Annotated in this window: 16 protein-coding genes and 3 pseudogenes; 9 read left to right on the forward strand and 10 right to left on the reverse strand. The window is 70.5% G+C overall.

Annotated features, from left to right (window positions below):
* Positions 1 to 723 precede the first annotated feature (723 nt).
* The 3 genes and pseudogenes from NRO40_RS00095 to map form a co-directional block, all read right to left on the reverse strand.
* On the reverse strand, positions 724 to 1,632 hold the full coding sequence (locus NRO40_RS00095) for a neutral zinc metallopeptidase (RefSeq protein WP_257375300.1): 909 nt from the start codon (positions 1,630 to 1,632) through the stop codon (positions 724 to 726).
* A gap of 401 nt (positions 1,633 to 2,033) precedes the next feature.
* A pseudogene (locus NRO40_RS00100) lies at positions 2,034 to 2,745 on the reverse strand (transposase family protein).
* A gap of 497 nt (positions 2,746 to 3,242) precedes the next feature.
* Positions 3,243 to 4,025, reverse strand: coding sequence for a type I methionyl aminopeptidase (gene map, locus NRO40_RS00105; protein ID WP_058940106.1), 783 nt, complete (start codon positions 4,023 to 4,025; stop codon positions 3,243 to 3,245).
* Positions 4,026 to 4,091: 66 nt separating this feature from the next.
* Here map and NRO40_RS00110 point away from each other — a divergent pair, with 66 nt between their 5' ends.
* Positions 4,092 to 4,394 (forward strand): helix-turn-helix domain-containing protein, encoded by a 303-nt coding sequence (locus NRO40_RS00110; protein WP_058940105.1) that lies wholly within the window; start codon positions 4,092 to 4,094, stop codon positions 4,392 to 4,394.
* Between the two features lie 776 nt (positions 4,395 to 5,170).
* On the opposite strand, the gene NRO40_RS00115 is transcribed toward NRO40_RS00110, so the two are convergent.
* From NRO40_RS00115 to NRO40_RS00130, 4 genes are all read right to left on the reverse strand, one after another.
* A complete protein-coding gene (locus tag NRO40_RS00115) occupies positions 5,171 to 7,447 on the reverse strand; it encodes an FG-GAP repeat domain-containing protein (RefSeq protein WP_157901773.1) in 2,277 nt (758 codons plus the stop codon).
* Positions 7,448 to 7,871: 424 nt separating this feature from the next.
* Positions 7,872 to 8,198, reverse strand: a complete 327-nt coding sequence (locus tag NRO40_RS30490) for a dienelactone hydrolase family protein (protein ID WP_107114965.1) — start codon at positions 8,196 to 8,198, stop codon at positions 7,872 to 7,874.
* A gap of 309 nt (positions 8,199 to 8,507) precedes the next feature.
* Complete coding sequence (locus NRO40_RS00125; RefSeq protein ID WP_058940102.1) at positions 8,508 to 9,659, reverse strand: methyltransferase domain-containing protein; 1,152 nt, start codon at positions 9,657 to 9,659, stop codon at positions 8,508 to 8,510.
* A 514-nt stretch (positions 9,660 to 10,173) separates the two neighbouring features.
* Positions 10,174 to 10,800: a LysE/ArgO family amino acid transporter gene (locus tag NRO40_RS00130; RefSeq protein WP_058940101.1), complete on the reverse strand. Its 627-nt coding sequence runs from the start codon at positions 10,798 to 10,800 to the stop codon at positions 10,174 to 10,176.
* A gap of 70 nt (positions 10,801 to 10,870) precedes the next feature.
* On the opposite strand from NRO40_RS00130, the gene NRO40_RS00135 reads away from it, so the two are divergent.
* Positions 10,871 to 11,776, forward strand: a complete 906-nt coding sequence (locus NRO40_RS00135; RefSeq protein ID WP_058940136.1) for a LysR family transcriptional regulator ArgP — start codon at positions 10,871 to 10,873, stop codon at positions 11,774 to 11,776.
* 695 nt (positions 11,777 to 12,471) lie between these two features.
* Here the strand turns inward: NRO40_RS00135 and NRO40_RS00140 are convergent.
* Positions 12,472 to 13,797, reverse strand: coding sequence for a pentapeptide repeat-containing protein (locus NRO40_RS00140; protein ID WP_232790913.1), 1,326 nt, complete (start codon positions 13,795 to 13,797; stop codon positions 12,472 to 12,474).
* A gap of 523 nt (positions 13,798 to 14,320) precedes the next feature.
* On the opposite strand from NRO40_RS00140, the pseudogene NRO40_RS00145 reads away from it, so the two are divergent.
* The 5 genes and pseudogenes from NRO40_RS00145 to NRO40_RS00165 all read left to right on the forward strand — a co-directional run.
* A pseudogene (locus NRO40_RS00145) lies at positions 14,321 to 14,737 on the forward strand (transposase); the annotation flags it as partial.
* Between the two features lie 131 nt (positions 14,738 to 14,868).
* Entirely contained in the window at positions 14,869 to 15,699 is an 831-nt protein-coding gene (locus tag NRO40_RS00150; protein ID WP_058940099.1) for a hypothetical protein, read from the forward strand.
* 663 nt (positions 15,700 to 16,362) lie between these two features.
* Positions 16,363 to 16,973 (forward strand): annotated as a pseudogene (locus NRO40_RS00155) (IS5 family transposase); the annotation flags it as partial.
* A 138-nt stretch (positions 16,974 to 17,111) separates the two neighbouring features.
* Entirely contained in the window at positions 17,112 to 17,618 is a 507-nt protein-coding gene (locus NRO40_RS00160) for a DUF6624 domain-containing protein (protein ID WP_058940098.1), read from the forward strand.
* A gap of 404 nt (positions 17,619 to 18,022) precedes the next feature.
* Entirely contained in the window at positions 18,023 to 18,376 is a 354-nt protein-coding gene (locus tag NRO40_RS00165) for a hypothetical protein (protein WP_058940097.1), read from the forward strand.
* 1,393 nt (positions 18,377 to 19,769) lie between these two features.
* Here the strand turns inward: NRO40_RS00165 and NRO40_RS00170 are convergent.
* Positions 19,770 to 20,726 (reverse strand): SMP-30/gluconolactonase/LRE family protein, encoded by a 957-nt coding sequence (locus tag NRO40_RS00170; protein WP_058940096.1) that lies wholly within the window; start codon positions 20,724 to 20,726, stop codon positions 19,770 to 19,772.
* A gap of 110 nt (positions 20,727 to 20,836) precedes the next feature.
* On the opposite strand from NRO40_RS00170, the gene NRO40_RS00175 reads away from it, so the two are divergent.
* Positions 20,837 to 21,313 carry an Lrp/AsnC family transcriptional regulator gene (locus NRO40_RS00175; protein WP_058940095.1) on the forward strand — a complete coding sequence of 159 codons (477 nt, stop codon included), beginning with the start codon at positions 20,837 to 20,839 and terminating at the stop codon, positions 21,311 to 21,313.
* A 654-nt stretch (positions 21,314 to 21,967) separates the two neighbouring features.
* Here the strand turns inward: NRO40_RS00175 and NRO40_RS00180 are convergent.
* Complete coding sequence (locus NRO40_RS00180) at positions 21,968 to 22,939, reverse strand: arabinan endo-1,5-alpha-L-arabinosidase (protein ID WP_198549240.1); 972 nt, start codon at positions 22,937 to 22,939, stop codon at positions 21,968 to 21,970.
* Positions 22,940 to 23,704: 765 nt separating this feature from the next.
* Between NRO40_RS00180 and NRO40_RS00185 the strand changes: the two genes are divergently transcribed.
* Positions 23,705 to 23,905 carry a hypothetical protein gene (locus NRO40_RS00185; RefSeq protein WP_079046738.1) on the forward strand — a complete coding sequence of 67 codons (201 nt, stop codon included), beginning with the start codon at positions 23,705 to 23,707 and terminating at the stop codon, positions 23,903 to 23,905.
* Positions 23,906 to 23,997: the final 92 nt, after the last annotated feature.

The following is a 23,997-nucleotide window of genomic DNA, read 5'->3' on the forward strand; positions in this document are numbered from 1 at the left end:
CCGCCGGTACGGCCCCGCCGGTGCTGGCCGTGGTGATGCCCGCGGAGGTTGGCCCCTTGGCGGGCCTTGGCGGATGGCTCGCGGCGACGGTGGCACTGGCCCTCGCGGCGCTGGTCGCCCGCAGGCTGCTACTCCCGGACCGCCCAGGGATCCCCGGCGGGAACATATTCGGGCCGGTGGGACACGGGCGGGGCGGACAGGGGCACCACCCGGGTGCGTACACCTCGCCCCGGCGGCCGGAATGGTCCGCCGCAGGGCGCGGTGATCACGGCAGGGGCTCTGCCGCAGTAAATTCGGCATTCACTGCGGCAGTTGTGCATACGTCTCCGTAATCAACCATCTGCCCGAATGCGGTCCGCGGAGACGGAAGGTGAACCTGAGCCCGCCGAGGACGACGCCGAATGCCTGCCCGGACCGGCTGCGCCCGCCATCCCCCGGACCGGGGGACGGACACGACCGGTGACCTCGTGGCGGCAGGCTCTGACGGCTTTTGGACCGGTCAACAGAGGGTGGGCAGCCCAACCCGGACTGCGGCCATAGCCGGCTCGTCGGTACTGGTGCCCACGTAGGCCTTTCGCGCGGCCGTGTGCCGATCCGTTGTGGCCGCCCGTGTCGACGATGTCATGCGTGTGTGACCTCCCGGCCGGAGAGGCGTTGAGACGGTTACGCCGGAGCCACCTCCTCAGCTTCCGATTGTGGCAGCCATTTGCTTCCGAGCGGGGTTCAACCCGTTTTCCAGTATTTCTCCACGCACGCGCTTGGCGCTCCAGGGGCGTGGCGATTTGGGATGCCGTTGTACCCGGTGAGGAGCGCTTCCTTGCGCTCTTGCGGTGTGCCGTGGTGGTCGGGTGCGTAGTACTGGTAGTCCCCGATCGCCTCCAATGCGGAGACGGCCTCTTCATAGTTTTCGGCCGTGAGGTAGCCGCTGTGGTAGGCGTGGGTCGCCCACACGCCCGCCATGCAGTCGGCGATCAGCTCAGTCCACTTCCCAGCCGGACGCCCGTAGGCGACTTGGTCGCGTTCGCTGTACTGCGCATGGAGTTCGTCGACTACGTGGTGACCGAATTCGTGAGCGGTCACGATGGCAGCGGCGAAGTCCCCTCCCCGCTTCGAGATGTTCCCCAGGACCTTTCCTGTCCACATCTTCTGCATGGTGGTGACGGGTAGATAGATGGTTCCCAAGTAGCCGGGGGAACGCTCGTCGGCCGAGCAGTAGTAAGCGTTGGGCGTGTCATGAGCGATATCGAGAGGGCCGCCTCCCGGCGCGGGGCACTTGCTGCGAATCGGTTGCTGCTCGGGGGTGATGACCACGTAGCTCACCAATGGCTCACGAAGATTCATCTGTCGCGTGAAGAAGTCGGTCCAAAGCCTGTCGGCGTCTTGGACGACGTCGGTCACGTAGGCCGCCACGACCTCTTGGGTCGGCTGCCCAGAGCTTTGCAGTACGGAAGCACCCTCCTGCGCCGGTGGCACGTGCTGGTCACCCAGCCTTTCGGTGATGTCATCCGGCGGCACGGTAGCGGGTGCCGCGCGCCCCCCACCAGGGGAAGATGCCGCAGGCGTGCACCCCACAACAGTGCTCGCCAGCAGGAGCCCGCTGGCGAAAAAGCGTATGGACGCAGTCAGCTTCATGGTTTCCGGTGTACGCGGCACGATGCCCTGGTGCACCTTGGGTACCGCTGAGCGGGTGACCATCGGCCCGTGTTGTCCAGCGGGCGCCTGTCCTGCCTGCTGATCATCGCGCTCGCGCCCGACCGCCAGCGGCCCTGACCGTCGACCACTTCGCGCCCCGGACGCGACACCGGGAGCCTCGCTTCGTCTGAGCCGGCCAGGACACTGCTGCGGGCTGCTCATGAAGGAGCGGTCGAGTTTGCCGGGGGGGCACGATAGGCGCACAGGACGTCGATGAAGACTGGCGTGGTTCCCGGGTGAGTGCGTCGTCGGCGAGACCGACCAGGGCGTGTACGCCGCCTAAAGCGTGTTGCGGAAGGTTGTGTTCAGGCTGGTCAGGGCTGGTTTTGGGGGTGGTCTGATCATGCGCCCAGGGCGAGGTTGTGCATGTGGGCGACGGCCTGGACGGCGTGATGGAGCCTGTTGCCGGGCTGTCGGAAGTCGCGGAGGATCTTGCAGTGCTTCATGCGGGCGAAGGCGTGCTCGACGCGGGCCCGGACCCGTCGGTGTTCGGCGTTGTCCTCTTCCTCACCGGGCAGGAGTGCCCGTCCGGGACGTTTGCGGTGCGGGACGACGAGGCCGGTGTGAGGCAGGCCCCGTCGCCCGGCACGGTCATGCCTTCGCCTCGCTCGGCCAAAGACCGGAGTCCCGCTATGCCTTCGCGTCCACGGTCGTCCCGGGGACCGGCCTGGCCGCCGCGATGACGAGTTTCGTGTCGGCGATGATGACCTGCACGTTCACGGAGAACCGGTAGTTGCGTGAGGAGGCTGCGACCTTCCGGTCGCGGACCGGGGTCAGGGTGCCGTCCACGATCCACAACCGCTCGACCACATCGGCAGGGCGGGTAGCCGGCTCGATGGCCAGGAGCGGCCGCATCCGCTGGATGACCCGGCACACTGTCGCCGGCGGGACGCCGAACAGCGGCGCGAGCTGCCGCATGGCGAGGTTCGTGCGGTAGTAGACGGCCACCAGCAGTATCCGGTCGGCCGGCGGAAGGCACCACGGCCGGCCGCCCCCGGGCCCGTCCCCACCCCGCTCCCGCACGACCTTCAGCAGCCGCTCGAACTGCCGCATCCGCAGACCCGTGAACGTCACCACCCACAACGGCTCAGCCTTCAACACCCCGGCGACACAGGGGAAATGCCCGATCCGCAGCCCTCTGCAACACGCTTCAGGGGAACGCGGCCCGGTTGCGGTGGGTACAGGGCACGCAGGTCGGCGGTCGCCATCCGGCCCCGCCGGGGGCGGGTGAAGTGGTCGACGCCGCTCTAGGCGATCGTCTCGTCCAGGCCGGGCTGGTGGGTCGGACACGCAGCGCGTGAGAGGGGCGGCGGGCTTCGGCGAGCAGGTGGTGGTGCTTGACCGCGCCACGCCACACGTGCGCCACGGGGACGGTGTCGACGGCCGCCGGCGCTGTGTCGACCACTGGCCGCACCCGGGTTCACACCGCTACAGCCGCTGCCCGCGCCCGCTCCGCCGGGCGGTCGACGCCGTCAGAGCCGTAGGCCCGGATCGTCGACCATTCACAAGCCCGCCAGGTGCTTGAAGAAGAGGGACGGAGGGCTCCAAGCTCACGGCTGATCCTGCCTCGGCAAGGTGAGAATCTCGGCTCCGTCATGAGTGATAGCGATCGTGTGCTCACTGTGTGCTGCCCGGCAGCCTGTCGCGCTGCGGAGCGTCCACCCATCGGCATCAGTGACGAGTTGAGCGGTGTCCGCCATGACCCACGGCTCCAGTGCCAGCAGCAGCCCGGGGCGCAGTTTGTATCCACGGCCCGGCCGTCCGGTGTTCGAGACGTGCGGGTCCTGGTGCATCGTCGATCCGATGCCGTGACCTCCGAACTCGGTGTTGATCGGGTAGCCGGCCTCACTGAGGACCGTGCCGATGGCATGGGATATGTCGCCGATGCGAGCCCCGGGCCCGGCAGCGGCGATCCCTGCGGCCAGCGCGCGTTCGGTTGTACTGATCATCGCGACGCTCTCCGGGGGTCTTACGTCGCCCACGATGAAGCTGATGGCGGCGTCTGCAGCGACTCCACCTGTGGAGACGGCGAGGTCGAGGGTCAGCAGATCGCCGTCAGCAAGCGTGTAGTCGTGCGGCCGTCCGTGGAGTGCGGCGTCGTTGACGCCTGTGCAGATGTGGTGACCGAACGGGCCGCGTCCGAAGGATGGCTCGTAGTCGACATAACAAGACGTGGCTCCGGCCTCGACGATCATGGCCTTGGCCCACCGGTCGATGTCCAGAAGGTTCGTGCCGATCACGCTGCGGCTCTTCAGCGTCTGCAGGATGTCGGCGACCAGGGCACCTGTGTTTCTTGCCCGGGCCAGCAGGGTGGGGTTCAGAATCTCGATCACGTAGCGCCCTTCTCACGCCGCCAATAACTATACCGGCCATACTGTACCGGTATTAGAATCGGGATCATGGTCAGATTGCCGCTCACTCCCGCAGAAGTCGAACGCGGAGAACGCCTCGGCGCCCTCCTGCGACGGGCCAGGGGAGAGCGCTCGATGCTCGATACCGCCCTGGCCGCACGGATCTCACCGGAAACCCTCCGGAAGATCGAGACGGGCCGCGTGGCCACCCCTGCCTTCCCGACCATCGCAGCGATCGCCGACGTCCTCGGCCTCTCACTCGACGCGGTGTGGGCCGAGATCAGCCAGCCCGAACGTGGCCTGGGAGCGACCGAATCCGGTCATCAAACACAAGAGCGGCTGGCCTCGTAGGCCCCGATACCGCAGGAGGTCGCGCCTCGGACGGCCGGCGACCGGACGGGGCAGCCCAGCCCCCGGTGGGCGGAGAAAGCATGACGACGGCTTGGTGGCGGCGACCCGGCCGGTGTCTCGCGATGTCGGTGGTCCGTTCGGCGGCGCGCAACCCTGTGCCATCAGTCAGGGGAAGGCCGTCGGCGAGGCGCCGGCAGGCGAGCGCCAAGGTCGCGGCGGCCATGGCGCCGGGACAGGCGGAAAGAGCCACCCCACCACGGCGACCGGGCGGCCGGGTGGCCAAGGAACGACAGGCGGCAGCCCGGGCGCGACGGAGGACCAGCGACAACCGGGCACGCGCCGCGCCGGACGGCTGCTGGGCGACGGTTGGACGACGACCTCGCGGCGCGGGGCGGTGAAAGAGAAGCAGCGGCGGGGCGACCGGACGACCACCCCGTGGCCGTGAGTCACGGCGCGGCGGCCGACGAGCCAAGCCGCAGGCCGCCGCGCGGCCGGGCCGGGCCGCAAGGCGCGGCCGGAGCGAACGGGGCGTGTGCGGGCTGGGTTCCGACAGTCGCCCGGCAAGGCGGGCTCCGGACGACAGCGGGCGAGCGCCGGGGCAGGAAGCCGAGACCCGTCCCTCACGGCACCTGACGAGGGCGGATGCGGGCTGCTGCTCGTATCCGCCCTCACCGGCGCCTGGGACGCCGCCAAGGAGCGCCGCGGCGAAAGGACCCATCCGGGCGACCGTGCCGACCTCCCGTCAGGACTGGGTCACCGGATGGAGGTCGACGTCGTCAGAGAACCGAGTCGACGGGTGCCGAGTCCCAGAGCAGGTTGCCCGGGGCAGCGGGCTTGAAGGGGGCCGCCGTGTCGCCGGTGCCCGCGTAGAACTTGGCGCCCGAGGTTCCGACCGCGTAGAGATCGGCCCGCCCGTCGCGGTCGGCGTCGCCGATGCCGACGAGGTGGGTGAAGACGCCCCAGCCCGCGCCGATCCTGGTACGCGGCGCGAAGGTGCCGTCGCCCTTGCCCTCGTACAGCCACAGGACGCCGGCCTTGTCGCGGGCGACGAGGTCTCCGGCGGAGGTGCCGGTGATGTGGCCGGTGGCGGTGAGCTGGTTGTAGATCCCCCAGCCCGAGTCGATCTTCTTGCGGGATGCGAACGGCGCGCTCGCGCTGCCCGTGCCCCTGTAGAACCACACGTCGCCGGCGGCGTCGGTGGCGAGGAGGTCGGACTTCCCGTCGCCGTCGAGGTCACTGCCGCCGGTCATGCTGGGGTAGATCTGCCAGCCGACGCCGATCTTCGTACGGGCGGCGAAGTTGCCGTTTCCGTTGCCCTGGTAGAGCCAGAGCACGCCGTCCTTGTCACGGGCGACGAGGTCGCCGGCCGGGCTGCCGGCGATGTTCCCGACGGCCTCCAGCTGGTTGTAGATCTGCCAGCCGCCGCCGACCTTCACCCGCCCCGTCGAGTACGGCTGCGGCGCGGACGCCACCTTGGCCGAGTCGTCGCGCCACAGCACGCCCGCGGCGTCACGGGAGAGCAGGTCTGGTGTGCTGTTGTCCGTGTAGTCGTGCAGGCCGGCCGTGCGGGCGACCTTGAAGGTGCCGGTCTGCGCGACGTCCGGGCCGATGCCGTTGAGCGGGGAGGCGGTGAAGTCCCAGGCGTAGTCGCCGCTGGGCGCGAACTCCTTCATGCCCTGGGCGTTGGGGAGCATCCCGTCCCAGCGGAAGTCGACGGATCCCTTGCCCTCGTAGGCGGCCGCCTGCGCGAAGTCGTGCCGCACGCTGCGGCCCGTGGCGACATGACGCACCGTCACCGAGCCCTGGGCGTTGGTCCGGGAGAGCACCCAGCGGAGCAGGGCCTGACCGTTGTTCTGGTCGAGGTCGACGACCTGGGGAGTGGCCGCGGTGTGCAACGTGAGCGCGGTCGGCTCACCGGTGCTCGCGATGAGCGTGGCGGCGGGCTTGCCGTCCGCCCCGAGTGCGATCCGGTAGACCCCCTCGCCGTGGGCGACCGTACCGCCGCGCACCAGGAGCGCGCCGTCGGCGGTGGGGACGGTGGACGAGGCGTGGTCGAGGAGCTTGACCGTGGCTCCGTCGACGAGGCTGACGGCACTGAGCGCGAAGCGCGGGGACGCTTCGGTCGCGGCGGCGCCGCCCGGAGCCGCGTACGTGACCCAGTCCCCCAGGACGCCGATGTGCGGGCGGACGGAGTTGCCCAGGTCGGCCGCCTCCACGGCCGGCGTGCTCCCCGAACCGTCGCGGGTGGCGTGCATGAGCTTGGCGTGCGCGGACGTCGGGGCGTCGACCCAGACCCAGCGGTCCCCGGAGAGGGCCATGTCGGTGTCGTACGCGGACACGCCCACCTCCCGCTTCTCGACGACGGAGGCGGTGGCGACGTCCACGACGGCGAGGTAGGAGCGGTCGGTGTCGGCGTCCGCCGAGACGTACCGGACGAGCGCCGAGCTGTCCGACAGGGCCTCGACGCTCTGGACCCTCGCGTTCGGCGTGAGGCCGGTCACCTGCCGGTCGCTGCCCGCCTGGTTCCCCTCGCCGATCAGACGGAGCTGGCCCACCTTGCTCTGGCTGTCCCAGGACGAGAAGACGAGAGTCCTGCCGACCACGCCCTTCCAGAAGAGCCGGGTGTCGGTCTGGTTGACGACCGCGGGGTCGCTGCCCGGCGACGACATGTCATGGAGCAGGTACCGGGTCGTGCCGTCCTCCTTGGCGACGACGGTGTCGGAACCGCCACCGCGGTACCCGCTGTACCACTCCGGGAGCGTCGTGGTGGTGCCGTCGACGGTGCTGGTCCAGCGGTAGTACGTGTGGTCCCATCGGCGCTCCACCGACAGAAACCCGGTCGGGCCGACACTGAGGATCTGGTCGGTGCGGGGAAGGGAGATCACGCCGTCGACGGTCGCCCGGGCGTCGGCGGATCCGGCGGCCGCGGCGACGGCGGCGGTGGGCGTCGCGGCGATCGCGGGCGCCGTCACGAGGCCCGCACCGACGGTCACGGCCACAACGGTGGAGACGGCCGCGACGAGTTGCTGTCGGGCGGGACGAACGTGGATCAAAACGGGTTCCTCTCAAGCGATCGGGCGCGCAGCAGGAGCTGCACGCCCGGTCGGACTCATGATCACGTCAGAAGGTTGTGCTGGGTGGCGATGTCGTCGGGCTGACGGAGGTGGCGCTCAGGCGAAGTTGTCGTACCGGCGTTCGGTGCCGTCCACGTACACACCGACCTGCTCACGCGAGCGGAAGGGGACGCGCCGGTCGCCCGTGCCCTTGGAGGGGTACGCGCAGTGGGGATCGGCAGCGCGGCCTTGTGGGCAGCTCCCGCCGGGTGATCCGCCGTCATGTCGCTGACCGGGAGCACGCGATCCTGGCAGCGGGCCCGCCATCGTGGGCGCGACGCAGGCGCGATCCGTGCCGGTGTCTTCGTCATCGAACTCATGCGGACGGCCGCCCCGCCGCCGACAGGACCAGGTCGTCGAACCCCTACTCGACGCGGTCGAGGAAGCCGAGCACCCGGTGGTGAACCCTCATCGCGGACTGTTCGTCGTAGGACGGGAGGCTGCTGTCGGTGAACAGGTGCCTGTCACCGGGGCAGAGGAACAGCTCGGCATCGGCAGCCGCCCTGACGACCGCTCGGGCGGCGTCCACGTCCCCCTCCCCGGCGAAGAACGGATCCGCGTCCATGCCGTGAATCTGGACCGGGACGCCCTGGGGCCAGGCGCCGCCGAACTCCGAGACCGGGACGCACGCCTCGAGCAGCAGCGCGCCCTTCGCGCCGGGGCGGGTCTGGGTCAGCTTCTGCGCCGGCAGAACGCCGAGTGATCCGGCCGGGCCGGATCAGGTCCGGCTAGTGGCCGACCCGGCACGCTCCGAGGCGCCCGCCCCCGCACCATCCGCCGGAGCGCGGGACCAGGTCGCCGGGCCCGGGGTGACAGTGTCGGGCACCAGCTGGTACGGCGTCCGCTTGCGTCAGTGTTCACCCTGTGGCCTGATCCGCTGGCTCCGCCACGCCCGTTGCTGCGGCTGCTGCCCCGCCGGGTCCAGCACCCGCCATCCTCTCCCGGTTCGGGCGTGCCAGCCCGGGGGCGTATCGCGCCGCGCGGTGGCCGCGCGGCGGTGTCAGGCGGCGGCGCCGGGTACGGGCCGGGGCGCCAAGGTCGGCTCCCAGCGGCGGCGTACCCCGTCGACCTCGCTCCAGATCCACTGTTCGTGCTCGGTGCGGGTCATGCCGAAGTCGTACAGCGAGGGCCGACCGGCTTGCTCCCACTGCTCCCAGGCACCGGCGATCTCCTCGTGCAGGTGGCGTGGCCCGCCCCGCTCGACGGTCGTCCGCCCGTCCGGGTGATCGGTGAGGCAGGCCCAGGAGGAGTGAGCGTCGTGGAGCCAGGCGGTCGCCGCCGCGGCGCCTCTGTCGGTGGAGACCCGTACATCGGGCAGGAGGACGCGCAGCGCGAACAGCAGGCTCGCGTCGGCCAGCCCCGCGGCCGCCCGGCCGAAGACGGCATCCTTGGGGCCGCAGGGATGGCGCTCGCGGACCCGGTGCAGCTCCAGGCCCTGCTCGACGCCGCGGGCGGGCATGAACATCCCCAGCCCCTGCACCCACCCCTCCGCCGAGGCCCCGTCATCGGCCACGGTCAGCGCGACGTGCCCAAGGCGCCCCCACGGTGTGACGATCCGTCCGCCCGGCCGGGTCTGTTCCACCCACGCCCACGGCACCTCCTCCACCGCGTAGGTGGCGATCACGCGGTCGAACGGACTCCCTTGCAGCCACCCGGCAGCGCCGTCACCGACATGCACGGCGACGACGAGCCCGGCCGCCGCCAAGCGGCGCTCCGCCTCGGCGGCCAGGTGCAGGTCCACCTCCACGCTGGTCACCACCCCGGGCCCCGCCCGATGCGCGAGCAGAGCGGCGTTCCACCCCGTCCCGGTCCCGAGTTCCAGGACACGGTGGCCGGGGTCGAGGCGGAGGGAGTCCAGCATGTCGGCGACCACCGACGGGCACGACAGACTCGACGAGGGCAATCCGCCCTCGAGTTGCGTGACCGTGGCGTCGAACGGGCCTTGGTAGACGGCAGCGGCCCACCGCTTCTCATCGACCGACCGCGTCAGCGGCTCCCACGCGTGGCCGTCCCACGTCCACACCGTGTCGGGCGTGAATACGTGCCGCGGCAGGGCGGTCATGGCGGAACGGACCCACGGCGAGTGCCCTGGCCAGCAGCCGTTGCGCTCCATGGCGGCTGCCTGCCGCCGCGCGTGCTCCTCGACGCTCACTACTTCTTGTGCTTCCCGTCAGACGGAAGCGGAGGCGGCACCTGCCCGTCCGCGTTGCCCGGCGGCGGGGTCCCCGTCGACGGGTCCGGTGCCGGCTTGCTGTGACCACCCATAGCGACCTCCCGGTGACGGTGAAGGTGATGCCACCCATGGTGACGGCCTGCAACGGAACGTGTCCTCGCTTCGGCGTCATTGACCGGATCCGACGCACGCCCGACGGAAGCAGACGCCGGCCGCGGTACCCCCGGTCAGCGCCTCTCGAGGCCGGCACGGCCGACGGCTCAGTAAGGCAGCCACGCAGTGTCCGACCCCGCGCACCGGAGCGGGGGTGGCCTCGGCACCGGCGGGCCGGGTAGCCCCGACGGCTCCGGGCGCGACGACGTGATCATGAGTGATAGGGACGTCGGTTCGCATTGACGGTGGGTGGTCACCATTGATGTGCCGGCCCGGCGAATGCCGGTTCTCCACAGCCCTCGGCGCCTCACACCGTTGGAGTCCTCCGCTGGGGACAGGGTCACAGGGTGCGGGCCAGGAGCATGGCACCCATCGCGAGCATGGTGGCTGCGACCAAGGTGTCCAGCACTCGCCAGGCGATGGGGCGAGACAGGACGCCGCTGAGGAGTCGGGCGCCGTAGCCGAGACCTGTGAACCACACCAAGCTCGCCAGCATCGCGCCCAGGCCGAAGACCCAGCGCAGTGAGCCGCGGTCGGCGGCGACCGAGCCCAGCAGCAGCACGGTGTCCAGGTAGACGTGCGGGTTGAGCCAGGTCATGGCCAGGCAAGTGAGCACCGCGGTGCGGACGGAACCCGCCAGGGCGCCCTTCGTCGTCAGCGCTTGTCCGGCGGCAGGTCGCATTGCTCGGCGAGCAGCCAGAACGCCGTAGCAGATCAGGAAGCCGCCGCCGGCCAAGCCGACCGCGGTCAGTGCTGCGGGCCACGCGCCGACCACGGCCCCAAGCCCGGCAACGCCGAGGGCGATGAGGACCGCGTCGGATACGGCACAGATGCCTACCACCGCAAAAACCGCCTGCCCGCGCGCTCCCTGCCGCAGCACGAACGCGTTCTGTGCGCCGATGGCGACGATGAGGGACAAGCCTGTACCGAAGCCGGCGATGGCCGCCGGAAGAATGCCGCTGCTCATGCCGTCCGACGCTAGGGAGGACCTCGGCCTTAGTACAGCTAAATGTTCTTACGTATCATTAGCCATTGTGATGACTGAGCTCCCCCTCGACCAGGTGCGTACGCTGCTCGCCGTCGTCGACGAGGGCACCTTCGACGCTGCCGCTGCGGCTCTGCATGTGACACCTTCCGCGGTCAGCCAGAGGGTCAAAGCGCTCGAACAGCGCACCGGCCGGGTGCTACTGATGCGCACGAAGCCGGTCCGACCGACAGAGTCCGGGCAGGTGGTGGTGCGCTTCGCGCGCCAGCTGACCACCCTGGAGCGGGATGCTCAGAGGGAACTGGGACTCGCAGCCCGGCCGCACGGGACCCGGCTGCCGATCGCGGTGAACGCGGATTCCCTGGCCACCTGGTTCCTCCCGGCCCTCACACGGGTGCCCCAGAGCCCGCCGATCTGCTTCGACCTGCACCGCGAGGACGAGGCCCACACCGCGGCGCTGCTGCGCGAGGGGAAAGTGATGGCGGCCGTGACGTCGTCGGCCGAGCCCGTGGTGGGCTGCACGGTGCGCCCGTTGGGTCTGGCGCGATACCTGCCGGTGGCCAGCCCGCGGTTCGCAGCGCACCACCTGTCGAACGGCCCGCTCGAGCGCTGCCTGCCCGACGCGCCAGTGATCCTTTTCGACCGGCGTGACGAGCTGCAGGACCGGTTCGTCCGATCCCTCACGCCTGACGGGTCGGGCGCCGGCCGGCTCCGGCACCACGTGCCCACGTCGGAGGGCTTCTGTGACGCAGTGGCCGCCGGTCTTGGCTGGGGCTTGGTCCCGGAACCACAAGCGGAACCGTTGCTGCAGTCGGGCGCCCTCACGCAGTTGTCGCCAGGGCGCCCCGTGGATGTGCCGCTCTACTGGCAACAGTGGAAGCTCGATGTGCCGGCGCTCGAACTCGTGGCCAAGACCATCGCCGCCGCAGCAGCCGAATCCCTGCACACTCCGGATTGACGCCGGCCCTCCTCCTGCGTCCCGGCGGAGTAACCGCCATCCCGTCGCAGCAGGGCCCAGCTACGCCTCGCCCCCTTCCCCCACCCGGCCCGCGGAGGCCGCCGAGACCCCGGATGCCACTCGTCGTCCTGACCGGGTAGGCCCCCTGCACCACATGCCGGCAGCCCACCCTTCGGTACGGCAAGGGCGGTATAAACCCCGGTGCGCATCCTGCCGCCAGGTACAACACGGGCGGCTGCCGCGGCCGAGAGGACGAGGCGTATGAACGACCCGGCGCCCCCACCGGTCGGCATACGGGTCCGGGCGACGGCAACCGCCCCGGTGTGAGGCCAAGGGCCGCACTGTTGTCGAGCATCGACGCCTTGGACCACCTACGCGTAGGCGGTGACGTCGACATTCGTCACGGGACGGACAGTGGACATGGCCTGGCTTCCCGGCTCGTGAGCGGCCCTTCGCGGCCTTGCGGGGGCGGCCGACGGTAGGGTGCCACCGCCTCCATAACTCCATACCGGCATCCAGAATCGGCACGATGCGTTTTTCCTCGTCGGGCGGGCTGACGACCTTCAACCGGTTCGCTTCGGTGACTACCTCGCTGCCGAAAGGGATGGTCAATGGCTCGCCGCCTCAGGCGGCTCCGGCCCACCCTGGCCGCCCGCGGTGCCGTCATCGAGGGGGGCGGCGTTCTCGCCCCTCTCCTATGGATTCACGGGAAGCCAAGCAGAGGGAAGGACGACCGGCACAGAAGCAGTGATGACAGCAGCGAGCAGCCCTGAGGGGGCTGGACCCGTCGCTTCGCCGAAGGACACGTCGCCGCCGAAGAACCTCACGCTGGTGAAGGACACCTCGTCACCGGAGAACGTCGCGCCGCGGAACGACACCGCGCCCCTGGAGAACGCCGCGAGGCCGAAGGCCACCGTGCCACCGGAGAACAACGCACCGCCGAAGACCACCCTGCCACCGGAGAACTCCGCGCGACGGAAAGACACCGTGCCGCCGGAGAACTCCGCGGCGCCGAAGGACACCGTGCCGCCGGAGAACACCGCACAGCCGAAGGACACCCTGCCGCTGAGGAACGTCGCGCCGTCAAGGAACACCTTGCCGCTGAGGAACGTCGTGTGGTCGAAGGACACCGTGCCGCCGGAGAACGTCGCGTCCACGAGGGACACCGTGCCGCCGGAGAACACCGCGCGGCGGAAGGACACCTTGCCCCCGGAGAACGTCGTCCGGCGGAAGGACACCTTGCCGCCGGAGAACACCGCGCCATCGAAGGACATCGCACCGCCGGAGAACACCACGTCGTCGAAGGACACCGTGCCGCCGGAGAACACCGCGCGGCTGAAGTCTGTGTTGCAGTCGATGGTGACGCCGGTGAGATCGAGGTCGCATCCCTGCCAGGAGCGGTGAGTTCCCTGGGGGCGTCGGTAATGGTCGCCGATGAGGCGCAGGATCGTGTGCCGGACGTTGCGAAAAGCCAGATAGCGGTGGTGTTCCTCTTGGTGGGCGGGGTCGTTGCCGGGGTCAGGGGTGAAGGGAAGCTGGAGGTAGGCGCACAGAACGTCGATGCATGTCTGACGCAGGCTGTGGTCGGGAGCGTCGTCGGCGAGGCCGGCCAAGGCGTGGACGCCGCCGAGTCGGACGGCTGGGGACTCGGAGCCGAGTTTGTCGACAGCCTGGGAGAAGCGTTCGGTGTGGAGGCGGGTGGCTTCGCGGTGGGCGCCGGCTTCGTCGACGCGCTGGCGGCGGTAGGCGACGACGAGGGCGACGAGCGCGCCGGCCCCGGCAACCACGCCGAAGGAAAGTTTCACCAAGTCGAAGAGCGTCTTGGCGTCGAGCTTCGCGGTGCTGTCGATCTCCTGGAAGTCCAGCAGGACAACCAAGCTGTAGAAAACGCAGCCTGCGCCCAGGATCGCGGCGACGAAGGTGACGGTCAGGGCCCGGCCGACCTTCCATAGTCGCAACTCCTGATCATTCGGGACGGATCGCGGCCTTCGGCTGGCTGTCATGAGGGTGGAGACAAGCACTCGGGCATCGGCAGTTGCAGTCGGCGCTCGTGGGGTTGGGTGTGGTGGATCAGAGGCTACGAGCGGCCCGTCGCCGTGTCGCCGCCACCGAGGCACCCACCGCCGTCCGGCCGGGCCACCGCCGGGCCGCGCAGCCGGCTCGCGCCGTTCGGCCTCCCCCCGGCCACCGCCAGCCGCCACGCACGTCGTCTCGACCGCCCACCCGACCGCCGCCGTCAGGTCCCCTACCCAGTCGCCGCACCCATGTCCGGCCGCGCCCCGCCGCCCCGCCGCCCCGGGCCGCCGCCGCCCTACGGCGCTGCGTCGCCGCTGTGAGGTCGTCGTCCGGCCGCCGGGTCGCCGTCGTCGTTCGCGCCGCCGGCGGGGCCGTTGTCCAGCCGCGTGCTGCGCTGGGCCGCTCCATTGCTCCTCTGCCGCTCCGGCCCCGGTGGCGGATCCGTTCCGCCGCCCCGCCCCGCCCCGCCCGCAGTGTGCCCGCCGCTGTCATGTTCAGCGGCCGTTCGTGCCCACCAAGAAATCATCCGGTGCAAAGAGCCACTTGATCAACGAGCGGACCGGTCTGCCCCTCTCGATCGGCATCTGCGCCGCGATGACGCACGGCAGTCAGGGACTTGAAGCCCTGGTACAGGGCATACCGCCCATCGCTCCCGGCGCGGGCCCCGCCGACCGGCGGCCCGCCGAGCTCCATGGCGACAAGGGCTACGACTACGACGACCCGCGGGAATGGCCCCGCTCGCGCAACATCACCCCGCGCCTCGCCCGCAGAGGCATCGAGTCCTCCCAGAAGCTGGGCCGCCACCGGTGGACCGTGGAGCGGACGGCGGCGTGGCTGTCCGGGTGCCGCCGCCTGCACCAGCGCTACGAGCGCAGGGCCGAGCATTTCCTGGCCTTCGCCGGTATCGCGGCCACCCTCATCCCCTGCCGCCGACTCGGCGGCTGAGCCGTCCCCTATGATCTCGATTATGGGCAACTTCTCCTGAGCGGACCCTGACGGTCCACAGACATTCGCCCGGCAGGTGCCGGGCCCCGTCAGCGTGCCCGCGCGCTCACCTCAGGAGACACGACCACACCATGTCCGTTCACTCTGCTCGTTCCGCCCTGGACGACCGCATCGCACGCCTGCGACAGCTCGCCCACGCCGACCCCCGGCTGGAGGGCGTACTGCTCTACGGCTCGTGGACCGTGGGTGAGGCCGACGCCCATTCCGACATCGAGGCGTACCTCTACATCCAGGACGACTGCCTCGCCGACTTCGACGGCCCCGGCTTTCTGGCACAGCTCGCACCGCTCCAGCTCTCCTACACCAACATGTACGGCGTCCTCGCCGTCATCTTCGACGACCTGATGCGCGGCGAGTTCCACCTCACCCCGGCCGGTCCCGGCATCGACGAAGTCCCCACCTGGCAAGGGATGGTGCACCTACCCCGCCCCGACGACGCCATCCTGCTCGACCGCACCGGCCAGCTCACCCAGGCCGCCCGACAGCTGGCCACCTTCCAGCCGCCCGAGCCGGTGACCACCGCCCAGCAGCTCACCGACGAGCTGACCAACTGGACGCTCATGCTCGCCCACGTCCTGGCCCGCGGCGAGATCGCCCGCGCCCACGCCCTGCTGCACACCGTCATCGCACCCCAGCAGCTCCAGCTCTGCCGTCTGTTGCGCAACAGCACGGCCCACTGGCTCACCCCCAGCCGCGCGCTCGAACAGGACCTGCCCGACACTGACCGCCATCGCTACGCCTCCACCACGGCTACCGCCTGCGACCAGGACGTGCGCACGGCGGCACGCAACAGCTGGCGCTGGAGCCGCGACCTGGCCGCCGAGGCCGCCGACCGCTGGACCATCCACCTGCCGCACGAACTCCACGAACAGATCAGCAACCTCCTGAACGACCCTCGCTGACATATCCGGCCGGGGCCACCGGACTCACCCAGTGGCCCCAGCCTGGCGGCCACGGCCGCCGCACAACGCCAATCAAGAGCATCTCTGAACCGCCGGGCCGAGGCCCCCACCGCCGTCCAACCGGGACACCGGGCCGGCGCCCCGCTGCCCCGACCCCTTGCAGCGCCGCTCCGCCTCCGGCCCGCCCACTCCACCGCCGCCCGCCGAGGGGTTCCTCGATTGCCACCTGGCGCCGGTGGAGGACGGACGGCGGCGAGGGCAGACCGGCGAGCGGTAGCCAGGGCGGCAGGGCGGCTCCACTCCCGCGCCACTGTCACGGGTGCCGCTGTCCGTCGTCTCGCCGCCCCGTCGCCGCGCCTGGCACCACCGCTGCCCCGCCCCGCACCGCCCCGCCGCGCGTCGTCCGCTGCCGTCCGGTCCGGCGGTCGGTCGCTGCCCCTGCCACGGCCCGTACCCCACCGCCGCCCTCCGGCCGCCACGCTGTCTCGTCGCCTCTCTACCAGTCTGTTCCCGCCCCGTAGGCCCGTCTCACCGGTCCCGACCTCCTCGCTGTTCGTCTCTCTGATGCACGCACCGCGGAGAAGACCTCCACACATGGATCGAGCCGGTCAGGCAGGACGACCTCCCTCACCTGCGACAGCTCGCCGACGGACGGGCAGCACGGAGGGCCGTATCGACTGGTCCATGGTGAGGGTGGACTCCACCTCCTGCCGAGCCCACCAGCATGCCGCCGAAAGCGCGTAGGGAACCCCGCGGGCGCCGGGAAAGGACGCACGCCCCGGCAGCACCGTCCCGGCGAGGGCCCGGACGATTTCGGAGCGGTCTCACCGGCAAGATTCATCTCGCCGTAGGGGGCGGGCGTCCTCCGCTGGCCCTGCTGATCACTCCGGGCCAGTGGGGCGATGTCCCACAGCTCATCCCCGTGATGGATCGTATCCGCGTCGGCCGCCTCGACGACGGGCGTCCCCGCACCCGCCCTGATCATCTCGGCGGCGACAAGGCGTAATCCTCGCGCCGTTACCGCCGTTACCGCCGCTGCCGGCGTCGACGGCAGATCAAGCACACCATCCCCCGACAGGGCAGCCAGCCGGCCAACCGACAGCGTCGCGGCAGTCGCGGCGGCCGACCGACCGGCTTCGACGAGACGATCCACAAGCGAAGGAGTGAAGTTGAGCGGACGACCAACGCCCTCAAGAACTTCCGGGCCGTAGCCACGAGGTTCGACAAACGTGCCTATGCCCCAGGGCACCGTGACTGTCCTGGCGATCCGGCTCCGGCATTGGGGATGGATCCATCATCCCTCTGTGGGGAGGTGCCTGTCATCGTTCTTCGGAATGACCTGTAGGTCTGATTTGCACCTTTAAGCTTGCGGGCAACAGGCACAACGCACCGATCAGACACGGGAGTCGAGAGTGGCGCACGACGTTGCCGCACTGGCCGTGGAGCTCGCGGACATGGCCTCGGCCGATCACCAGTCCGCGTTCCGCGCGAACAGCGATGACCCTGCCGAGCAGCTGGCCTGGCGGCGGCTGACCGCCCGGCACGGTGACCGGCTGGGCGAGATCATGGACGAATACGGCTGGCCGACGGCAGAACTGGTCGGTGAAGAGGCCGCACGTGCAGCATGGCTGATCGCCCAGCACGCCGACCGGCAGCTCGATGTTCAGCGGCGCGCCCTCCATCTGATGCAGCAGGCGGTGTCGGCAGGCTCGGCCAGCCCGCGCGAGCTGGCCTTCCTGCGCGACCGCACGCTGGTCAATGAGGGCCGCAAGCAGGTCTACGGCACTCAAATCGCCGGCGTGAAGGACGGGGTACCGACTCCGTGGCCCTGTGAAGAGCCCGAGCGTATGAACGAACTCCGTGCAGAAGTCGGCATCGAACCCTTCGACGAGTACGTTGCCAAGTTCCCCCTGGTCTGACGCGCTGTTCCAGCCCGGGCCCGGACAGGAGTCCAGGAACGGGGGAGGAGCCTGGGCCGGGCGCCGGCACGACTGGGTCGCTGATCGTGTCGGATGAGCAGGTGGCGGCCCGGCCGGGGAGGAGACCGCGGCCGAGGCGGCGCCGGAGGTGACGGCGCTGCCGGAGAAGGCCGTGCGTCAGGCCGTCCGCGAGGTCCTCGCCGAGGAACCCGCTCCCCTCATCGAGCGGCTCACCACCTGGGCCCAGCCCGGCCTGTCCAGCATTCCTGGAACTTCCCGTCACCAGTCACGGGCCTTCGCAGCCACCAGCGTCCACGTCGGCGAAAGGGCCGTCGGCCGTACCGTCCGCGTCCGCCGGAACCGAGCAGCCGTCGGCCTCCCCTACCGGCAACCAGCCCGCGCCCATGACGAAAGAGCGCGCGATCCACCGGTACGAGCAGTACCTCCACGGCCTTGGGCGTGAGGACATCGACACGGTCTGCGAAGTGGCCGGGCCGGGCGCGAAGAAGGCACAGGACCAGGGATTCGGTCCCTGCACATCGACGTACGTCATCGTGTTCCAGATGATTTCACCCGAGCAGAAGAAGGCCCTGCAAACCGCGACGGTCGATCCGCAGCGCGTCGTCGTGCGCACCCTCGACAAGATCGAGATGCCGCTCGAAGCGGTCAGGTCCTCCGCCACCTTCACCGAGAGCGACCTCGGCAGCTACACCCTGGAGTACCTCAAGAACGACTATTACATTACCGATGGGCAGTGACCTGCCGTACGCGAAACCGCCTGGCGGTTGTGTCGGCACGGTCACACAGCGATCGATGTCGTGAGAAGTATCCGTGCGCGCGGCCTGTCGCCCCCCACTGACACCGCCCGGAGGCTGGCAGGCCATCCGACGAGCTGTGGGCAGGCCAGCGCCGCGGAGCCTCTCCCCCGTCCAACGGGCGTACGCGGTCGTGGATGCCTTCCAAGGCTCCGGCCCCGGTCCCTGGCCGTGCAGGTAGTACAACCCCAAGTCGCCGTCGAGGGCGGCCAGCAGTTCCGCCGCGCTGCGGATCCGGTGCGGCCACGAGGCCTCGCCGCACCAGGTGTCCGTGCTGGTCATGCAGATGTCCCTGCCGGTCATGGCCGAGGAGATCAACCAGCCTCGGGGCCTCGGGGCCGCGGCACCCACGCGCTCGGGCGGGGCGGGCGCGGCAGGCAGCGGGCGGCGGCCAGGGCTCCGAAGCGGCACCGCGGGCGCCGGTCGGGGAACACTGCGGGAACCCTCCGCAGCCCCACACTCCGGTCCGGACGCCGTCACCGTGAGATCACGCACCCACCGGCCCTCAACGGGGTTGTGACATCGCAGGGTTGACGGTTGGTCTCAGGGCGCCGAGGTGAGGCGCCCGAGGGTGAGAACGAGGCGCTCTGCCGTACCGGTCGGCGGCCAGGGGAAGTCGGGCAGGCTCGCACGGAGCAGACCCGCCCGTGCAGGGCGGTCCACAGCCTCCGGCGCCGTCGCCGACGAACCACTCAAGCGCGGCACCGGAGGCGAGTCGGACGACTTCCCCGGCGCTCTGCGCGCGGCGCGGACCCGCCTGCACCAGGCGACCTCCGCGCCTGCCGTCCTGCGCCGCGCGCTGCCCTGGAGCGTGGAGCCGACGCCGGGCCGGCCCAGTACGTCCACCCCCGCACCGGGGAGACCACGGGCGGCCGCGACGCCAGCCCGGGCTGGGACGACGATCAGAAGCAGACGGTCAAGCGGCTGCGGATGGACTGCACCGACCTGTCCGTCCGCATCGCCGTCCACCCTCACTGGGCCACCGTCGAAACCGAGAAGCATGGCGGCCCGTACCCAGCTCAAGCACGCCACCGCCCCTTCGGCCACGCCGGTACCGGACGTCACCCGAGTCGCGTGCCCCCCGCTCCCACCCGGTACTCGGACGCTCTCGCGCGGGCTGACCGGCAAGATCCACCTCGTCTGCGACGGACACGGTCGATCCCCGGCCTTCCTCGTCACCGCCGGCGACCGCGACGCTTGCGCCCGGGCCCACGTCGTCATCGCCCGCGTCCGCGTCGACCCGCCGGTGCCGGGAAGGCCCGGTATCCGACCGTCCCTTAGGGCGCGTTCCCTTTGACGGTTCCGTCCGCCCGTCTCCGTCCGTCGGCCGAGTGCCTCAGCGCGCCGGATCCAGCCAGGGCCTGCGCCCGGGTCCTGTCGGGTGTGTCCCCGTGACGCCCATGACCAGTGAGTAGAGGCTGGTCTCCGCCGTGATGAACAGACGGTTGCGCTTGGCGGCGCCCCAGGAGATGTTGGCCACCGCCTCCGGCACGTGCAACCGGCCGATCAGTGTGCCGTCAGGGTCGTAGCAGTGCACGCCGTCCGCCATCGCGGCGGCCCAGAGTCGGCCGTCCTCATCGAAGCGGAGGTTGTCGAAGCGGGCCGCCGCGCGGGCTCCGGCCGCCGCGAAGACGCGGCCGTCCGACAGCGTGCCGTCGTCCCGTACGTCGAAGACCCGAATGAACCCCGCCTGGGTGTCGGAGACGTACAACTGCCGCTCGTCGGGCGAGAAGACGAGGCCGTTCGGCGCGCCGAAGCCGTCGGCGACCAGGCTTACCCGGCCCGTGGCCGGGTCGATTCGGTACACGTTGTTGGAGCCGATCTCGCTCTGCGCACGGTAGCCCTCGTAGTCGCTGGTGATCCCGAAGTCCGGGTCGGAGAACCAGATCGAACCGTCGGACTTCACCGTCGCGTCGTTCGGGCTGTTCAGGCGCTTTCCCTGCCAGCGGTCGGCCAGCACGGTGATGGTGCCGTCGTGCTCGGTACGCGTCACCCGGCGGTTTCCCTGCTCGCAGGTGACGAGTCGCCCCTCGAGGTCCAGGGTGTTGCCGTTCGTGTGCCCGGCGGAGCGGCGGAAGACGCTGACGGAGCCCGTCTCCTCGTCCCAGCGCAGCATCCGGTCGTTGGGAATGTCGCTCCAGATCAGCTGCCGCCAGGCGGGCAGGTAGACCGGCCCTTCGGCCCAGCGGCAGCCGGTGTACAGGACCTCGAGGCCCTCGTCACCGTTCGTGCACCGTCCGGCACGGAACCGGTCGTCGAAGCTCTCGTACAGCGCGGGGCTCTCACCGGACATCGGGTGTCCTTCCGTCCAACAAATGGCGACCATGGAGAATCTGGTTCGACTCAAGTGCGAGATTGCAGGATGGCATATGGTCTGCACAAGGTCATGCCGAACGGAGAGTTGTGGATCACATCGATCGCATCCTGCTGACGCAGCTTCAGCAGGACGCCACCCAGTCGTACGCCGCGCTCGGCCGGGCCGCCGGCCTGTCCGCCGGTGCCGCTCACGAGCGGGTCAGGAAGCTGCGGGAACGGGGGGTCATCCGACGCACGATGGCCGAGGTGGACCCGGCGGCGGTCGGGTGCGGCGTCCTGGCCTACGTGATGGTCGAGTCGACCTCATGGATGGGAGACTCGGCGGAGAGCTTCGCCGCACTCCCCGAGATCATGGAGGCACACGTCATCGCGGGCAGCGCGTCGGTGCTGGTGAAGGTGAGAACCGCGACCACCGAGCAGCTCCAGGACGTACTGCGCAGGATCTACGCGATCGACGGCGTCAGCGGGACGCAGGCGACGGTCGTCCTGGAGACCTTCTTCGAGCGCCCGGTCTCCGCACTCCCCGCGGATCCGCAGGACGTCTCCCCGCAGAGCGCCGGCTGAGCGGTACCTGGCCCAAACCCGCCCGGCGGCGCGGCGGTGGACGAGACACCCCGGGGGCGACCGGACGGGGCAACACCGCCCCGCCCAGGGGAACGGACGGACGCGGTGGCCGAGCCGGGAACGGAACGGCAGCCCAAGCCGGCACCACCGGTGAACGCCGGCCAGGCGGTGGCGGAACAACGACGCCTACGGCGGACGCACCCGCGACACGGCGACGGCCCAGCGGGCTCGCGGCCTTCGGGACGGCGGCTCGATGGCAGAACGGTGCCGCGGCGGCAGGGCGGCGGCAACGGCCGCGGTCCGCGGGCCAGCGGCAGGCAGACCGCGAAGAAGAGGCAGGAGGCACCGGCCTGGGCCGGGGCTGGGGCTGGGCGCGCCACGGCCGCGCGCGGCCGGACAGCGGCCGGCGTCGCAACGGGGAGCTGCCATCCGGTCCGGCCGGCAGCACGACAACGCGCCGGGCAAGGCTGCCGAGCGGCACGTCGAGTAAAGGGGGACGACCGTACGACCAGCCCGGTCCATGTCCCGACGCGGCGCGCGTACGACGGCCCCAGCCACAGATCCACCTCTGTGGCTGGGGCCGATCCCCGCGCACGGGGAGCAGCGCAGGCGGTCCTTGCGTCGGACCACCGTCTCCTCGCGGCCGAGCGCCGGTCAGTAGGTGGTGGGCCAGCCGCCTCTCCAGTTCAGCAGGTTGACCCCGAGCTTCGGAGCACCCTTGCCCTTGCCGTCGTAGTAGTGGTAGACGAGCAGGTCCTTGCCGCCGTCGGGCATGATGTCCTGGCCGCCGGGGCCGATCACGGATCCGTGTGACGCCATGACCACGGTGCCGCCGTCGTTGTTCATCGCGACGCCGTTGCGGTCGTAGTAGGGCCCGGTGGGCTTGGTGGCCCGGCCGACCTTGATCTTGTAGGTGGAGGCGGTACCGCTGCAACAGGTGTCATACGAGGCGAAAAGGTAGTAGTACCCGTTCCGCTTGACCACGGTCGGGCCCTCCACCGCCCTCGGCGCCGCGGAACGCGAGGCGAGCGAGTGGCGGGTGGTGTCCCCCGCGTACTGCTTGCCGGTCCCCGGGTCGAGACGGATCATCTTGATCCCGCTCCAGTGGGAGCCGAACGCCAGCCACCACTTGCCGTCGTCATCGACGAACAGGTCCGGGTCGATCGCGTTGTAGTCGTTGCCGGCCGTCGAGGAGTAGACGATGCCCTGGTCCTTCCAGCTGCCCGGCAGGCCGGTCGTGGAGGTGGCGAGGGCGATGGCGGAGGTGTTGGAGTGGAACTTGGAGACGGAGTAGTACATCAGGTACCGGCCGCCGTGATGGGAGAGGTCGGGTGCCCACGGGTCGTTTTCGGCCGAGTAGCGCGACCACCAAGCGGGCGGCTTCGAGAAGGCGTCGCCCTTGCGGCTGAAGGCGACGCGGTCGGTGGAGGTGCGGACCTCCAGGTTGCCGTGGGTGGAGTGGAGCAGGTAACGCCCGTCGGGCGCACGGAACATGGTCGGATCGTGGACGACGACGTCACCGGTGACCCGCCCGGGACCGGGATAGGCGGACGCGCTCGAGGGCGCCGCCGCGGCCTTCGGCTGTGCCTCCTCTCCGAACACCCCGAAAGCCGTGCCGTAGGCCATGGCCCCTGCGGCGGCCAGCGCCAGCGGAATCCCTGCCAGCAGGACCGTCTTCCTTCGGCGGTGCCGCGCCTTGCCGCGGCCGTTCAGCTCTGTCATGCGTGTGTACCCATCTGTCCGTACGTGGGGGGCGCCCGTGAGGAACGGGCTGCCCAACAGTTGCCGCAGACTCGAGAACGGTTGCCGTCCCGCCGAAACACCTGCCTACAGCCGCTGCCCCCGGGCAGAGGGAGACGGTCGGTCCCCGGCTGCCCGGCGCGCAGCTCTCGCCGGTTCGGGTGATCAGAGGCGTCCGGCCCCGGACGGTCTGCCGTGCTCGGCGGGAGGGGTCATGCGACGTCATAGGATCGGCGGACGTTGCGGAGGTGCCCGGCTTTCGGGTCCTCGCCACGGGTCCGGAAGGAGTCGTTGACGATCTCGCCCCAGGCGGTGCCGGCTTCTGCTTCCCCCACACGAAGCGCCGGATCCGGCCGCCACATGCAGGACACGGCAGCCATCATCGCCAGGCGCGAAGCTGGACTCCGCCGCGACGTCATCGTCGGGGAAGACGAGAAGGCAGCCGTTCCCGGGAAGCGTCCGGTCCTCGCCACGCACATGCGCCGCTGGGCCCCAGTCCACCTGCGCCGGCAGAACCATCAGCTCCCTCGACGAAGGGGCCGCCCTGGCGACGCAACGGCGTTAAACCCCTCCAGGACCGCGTCGCCACCGGCAATCCCGTGCAGGCGAAAAGGCGTCCCGGAGGGGTACCGGGCCGTGCATGATGGACGCGTGCCGAGCTACGTGCCCTCCCCGGATGAAGTGACCGCCGCGATGACCGAGAACGGTGGGTGGACGAAGAAGCAGCTCGCGGAGTGGGGCATCCCGTTTCCGCCGCCGCCGGGGTGGCGGCGGCACCTGGAGGCGAAGTGGCGCGGTGAGGACGGCGCCGACCTGCCCCGGCAGGAGCCCGACCAGGACGCCCTCTTCTGACCCGCCGACCCGCAGCTACCCCGGGCTGTCACCGTTCTCTTCCCCGGCGCGCAGGTCCGGAGTGCCGCGAGATCCCGAGAGGTGGTCCGGGA

Source organism: Streptomyces changanensis, from assembly GCF_024600715.1.
Classification (GTDB): Bacteria; Actinomycetota; Actinomycetes; order Streptomycetales; family Streptomycetaceae; genus Streptomyces; species Streptomyces changanensis.

Excerpts from the sequence above, each read along its gene's own strand:
- NRO40_RS00150 (WP_058940099.1), top strand. The coding sequence starts at position 14,869 with ATGTCCGTTCACTCTGCTCGTTCCGCCCTGGACGACCGCATCGCACGC.
- NRO40_RS00110 (WP_058940105.1), top strand. The coding sequence starts at position 4,092 with ATGGTCAGATTGCCGCTCACTCCCGCAGAAGTCGAACGCGGAGAACGC.
- NRO40_RS00170 (WP_058940096.1), bottom strand. The coding sequence starts at position 20,726 with ATGTCCGGTGAGAGCCCCGCGCTGTACGAGAGCTTCGACGACCGGTTC.
- NRO40_RS00095 (WP_257375300.1), bottom strand. The coding sequence starts at position 1,632 with ATGAAGCTGACTGCGTCCATACGCTTTTTCGCCAGCGGGCTCCTGCTG.
- NRO40_RS00165 (WP_058940097.1), top strand. The coding sequence starts at position 18,023 with ATGACGAAAGAGCGCGCGATCCACCGGTACGAGCAGTACCTCCACGGC.
- NRO40_RS00130 (WP_058940101.1), bottom strand. The coding sequence starts at position 10,800 with ATGAGCAGCGGCATTCTTCCGGCGGCCATCGCCGGCTTCGGTACAGGC.
- NRO40_RS00180 (WP_198549240.1), bottom strand. The coding sequence starts at position 22,939 with ATGGCCTACGGCACGGCTTTCGGGGTGTTCGGAGAGGAGGCACAGCCG.
- NRO40_RS00135 (WP_058940136.1), top strand. The coding sequence starts at position 10,871 with ATGACTGAGCTCCCCCTCGACCAGGTGCGTACGCTGCTCGCCGTCGTC.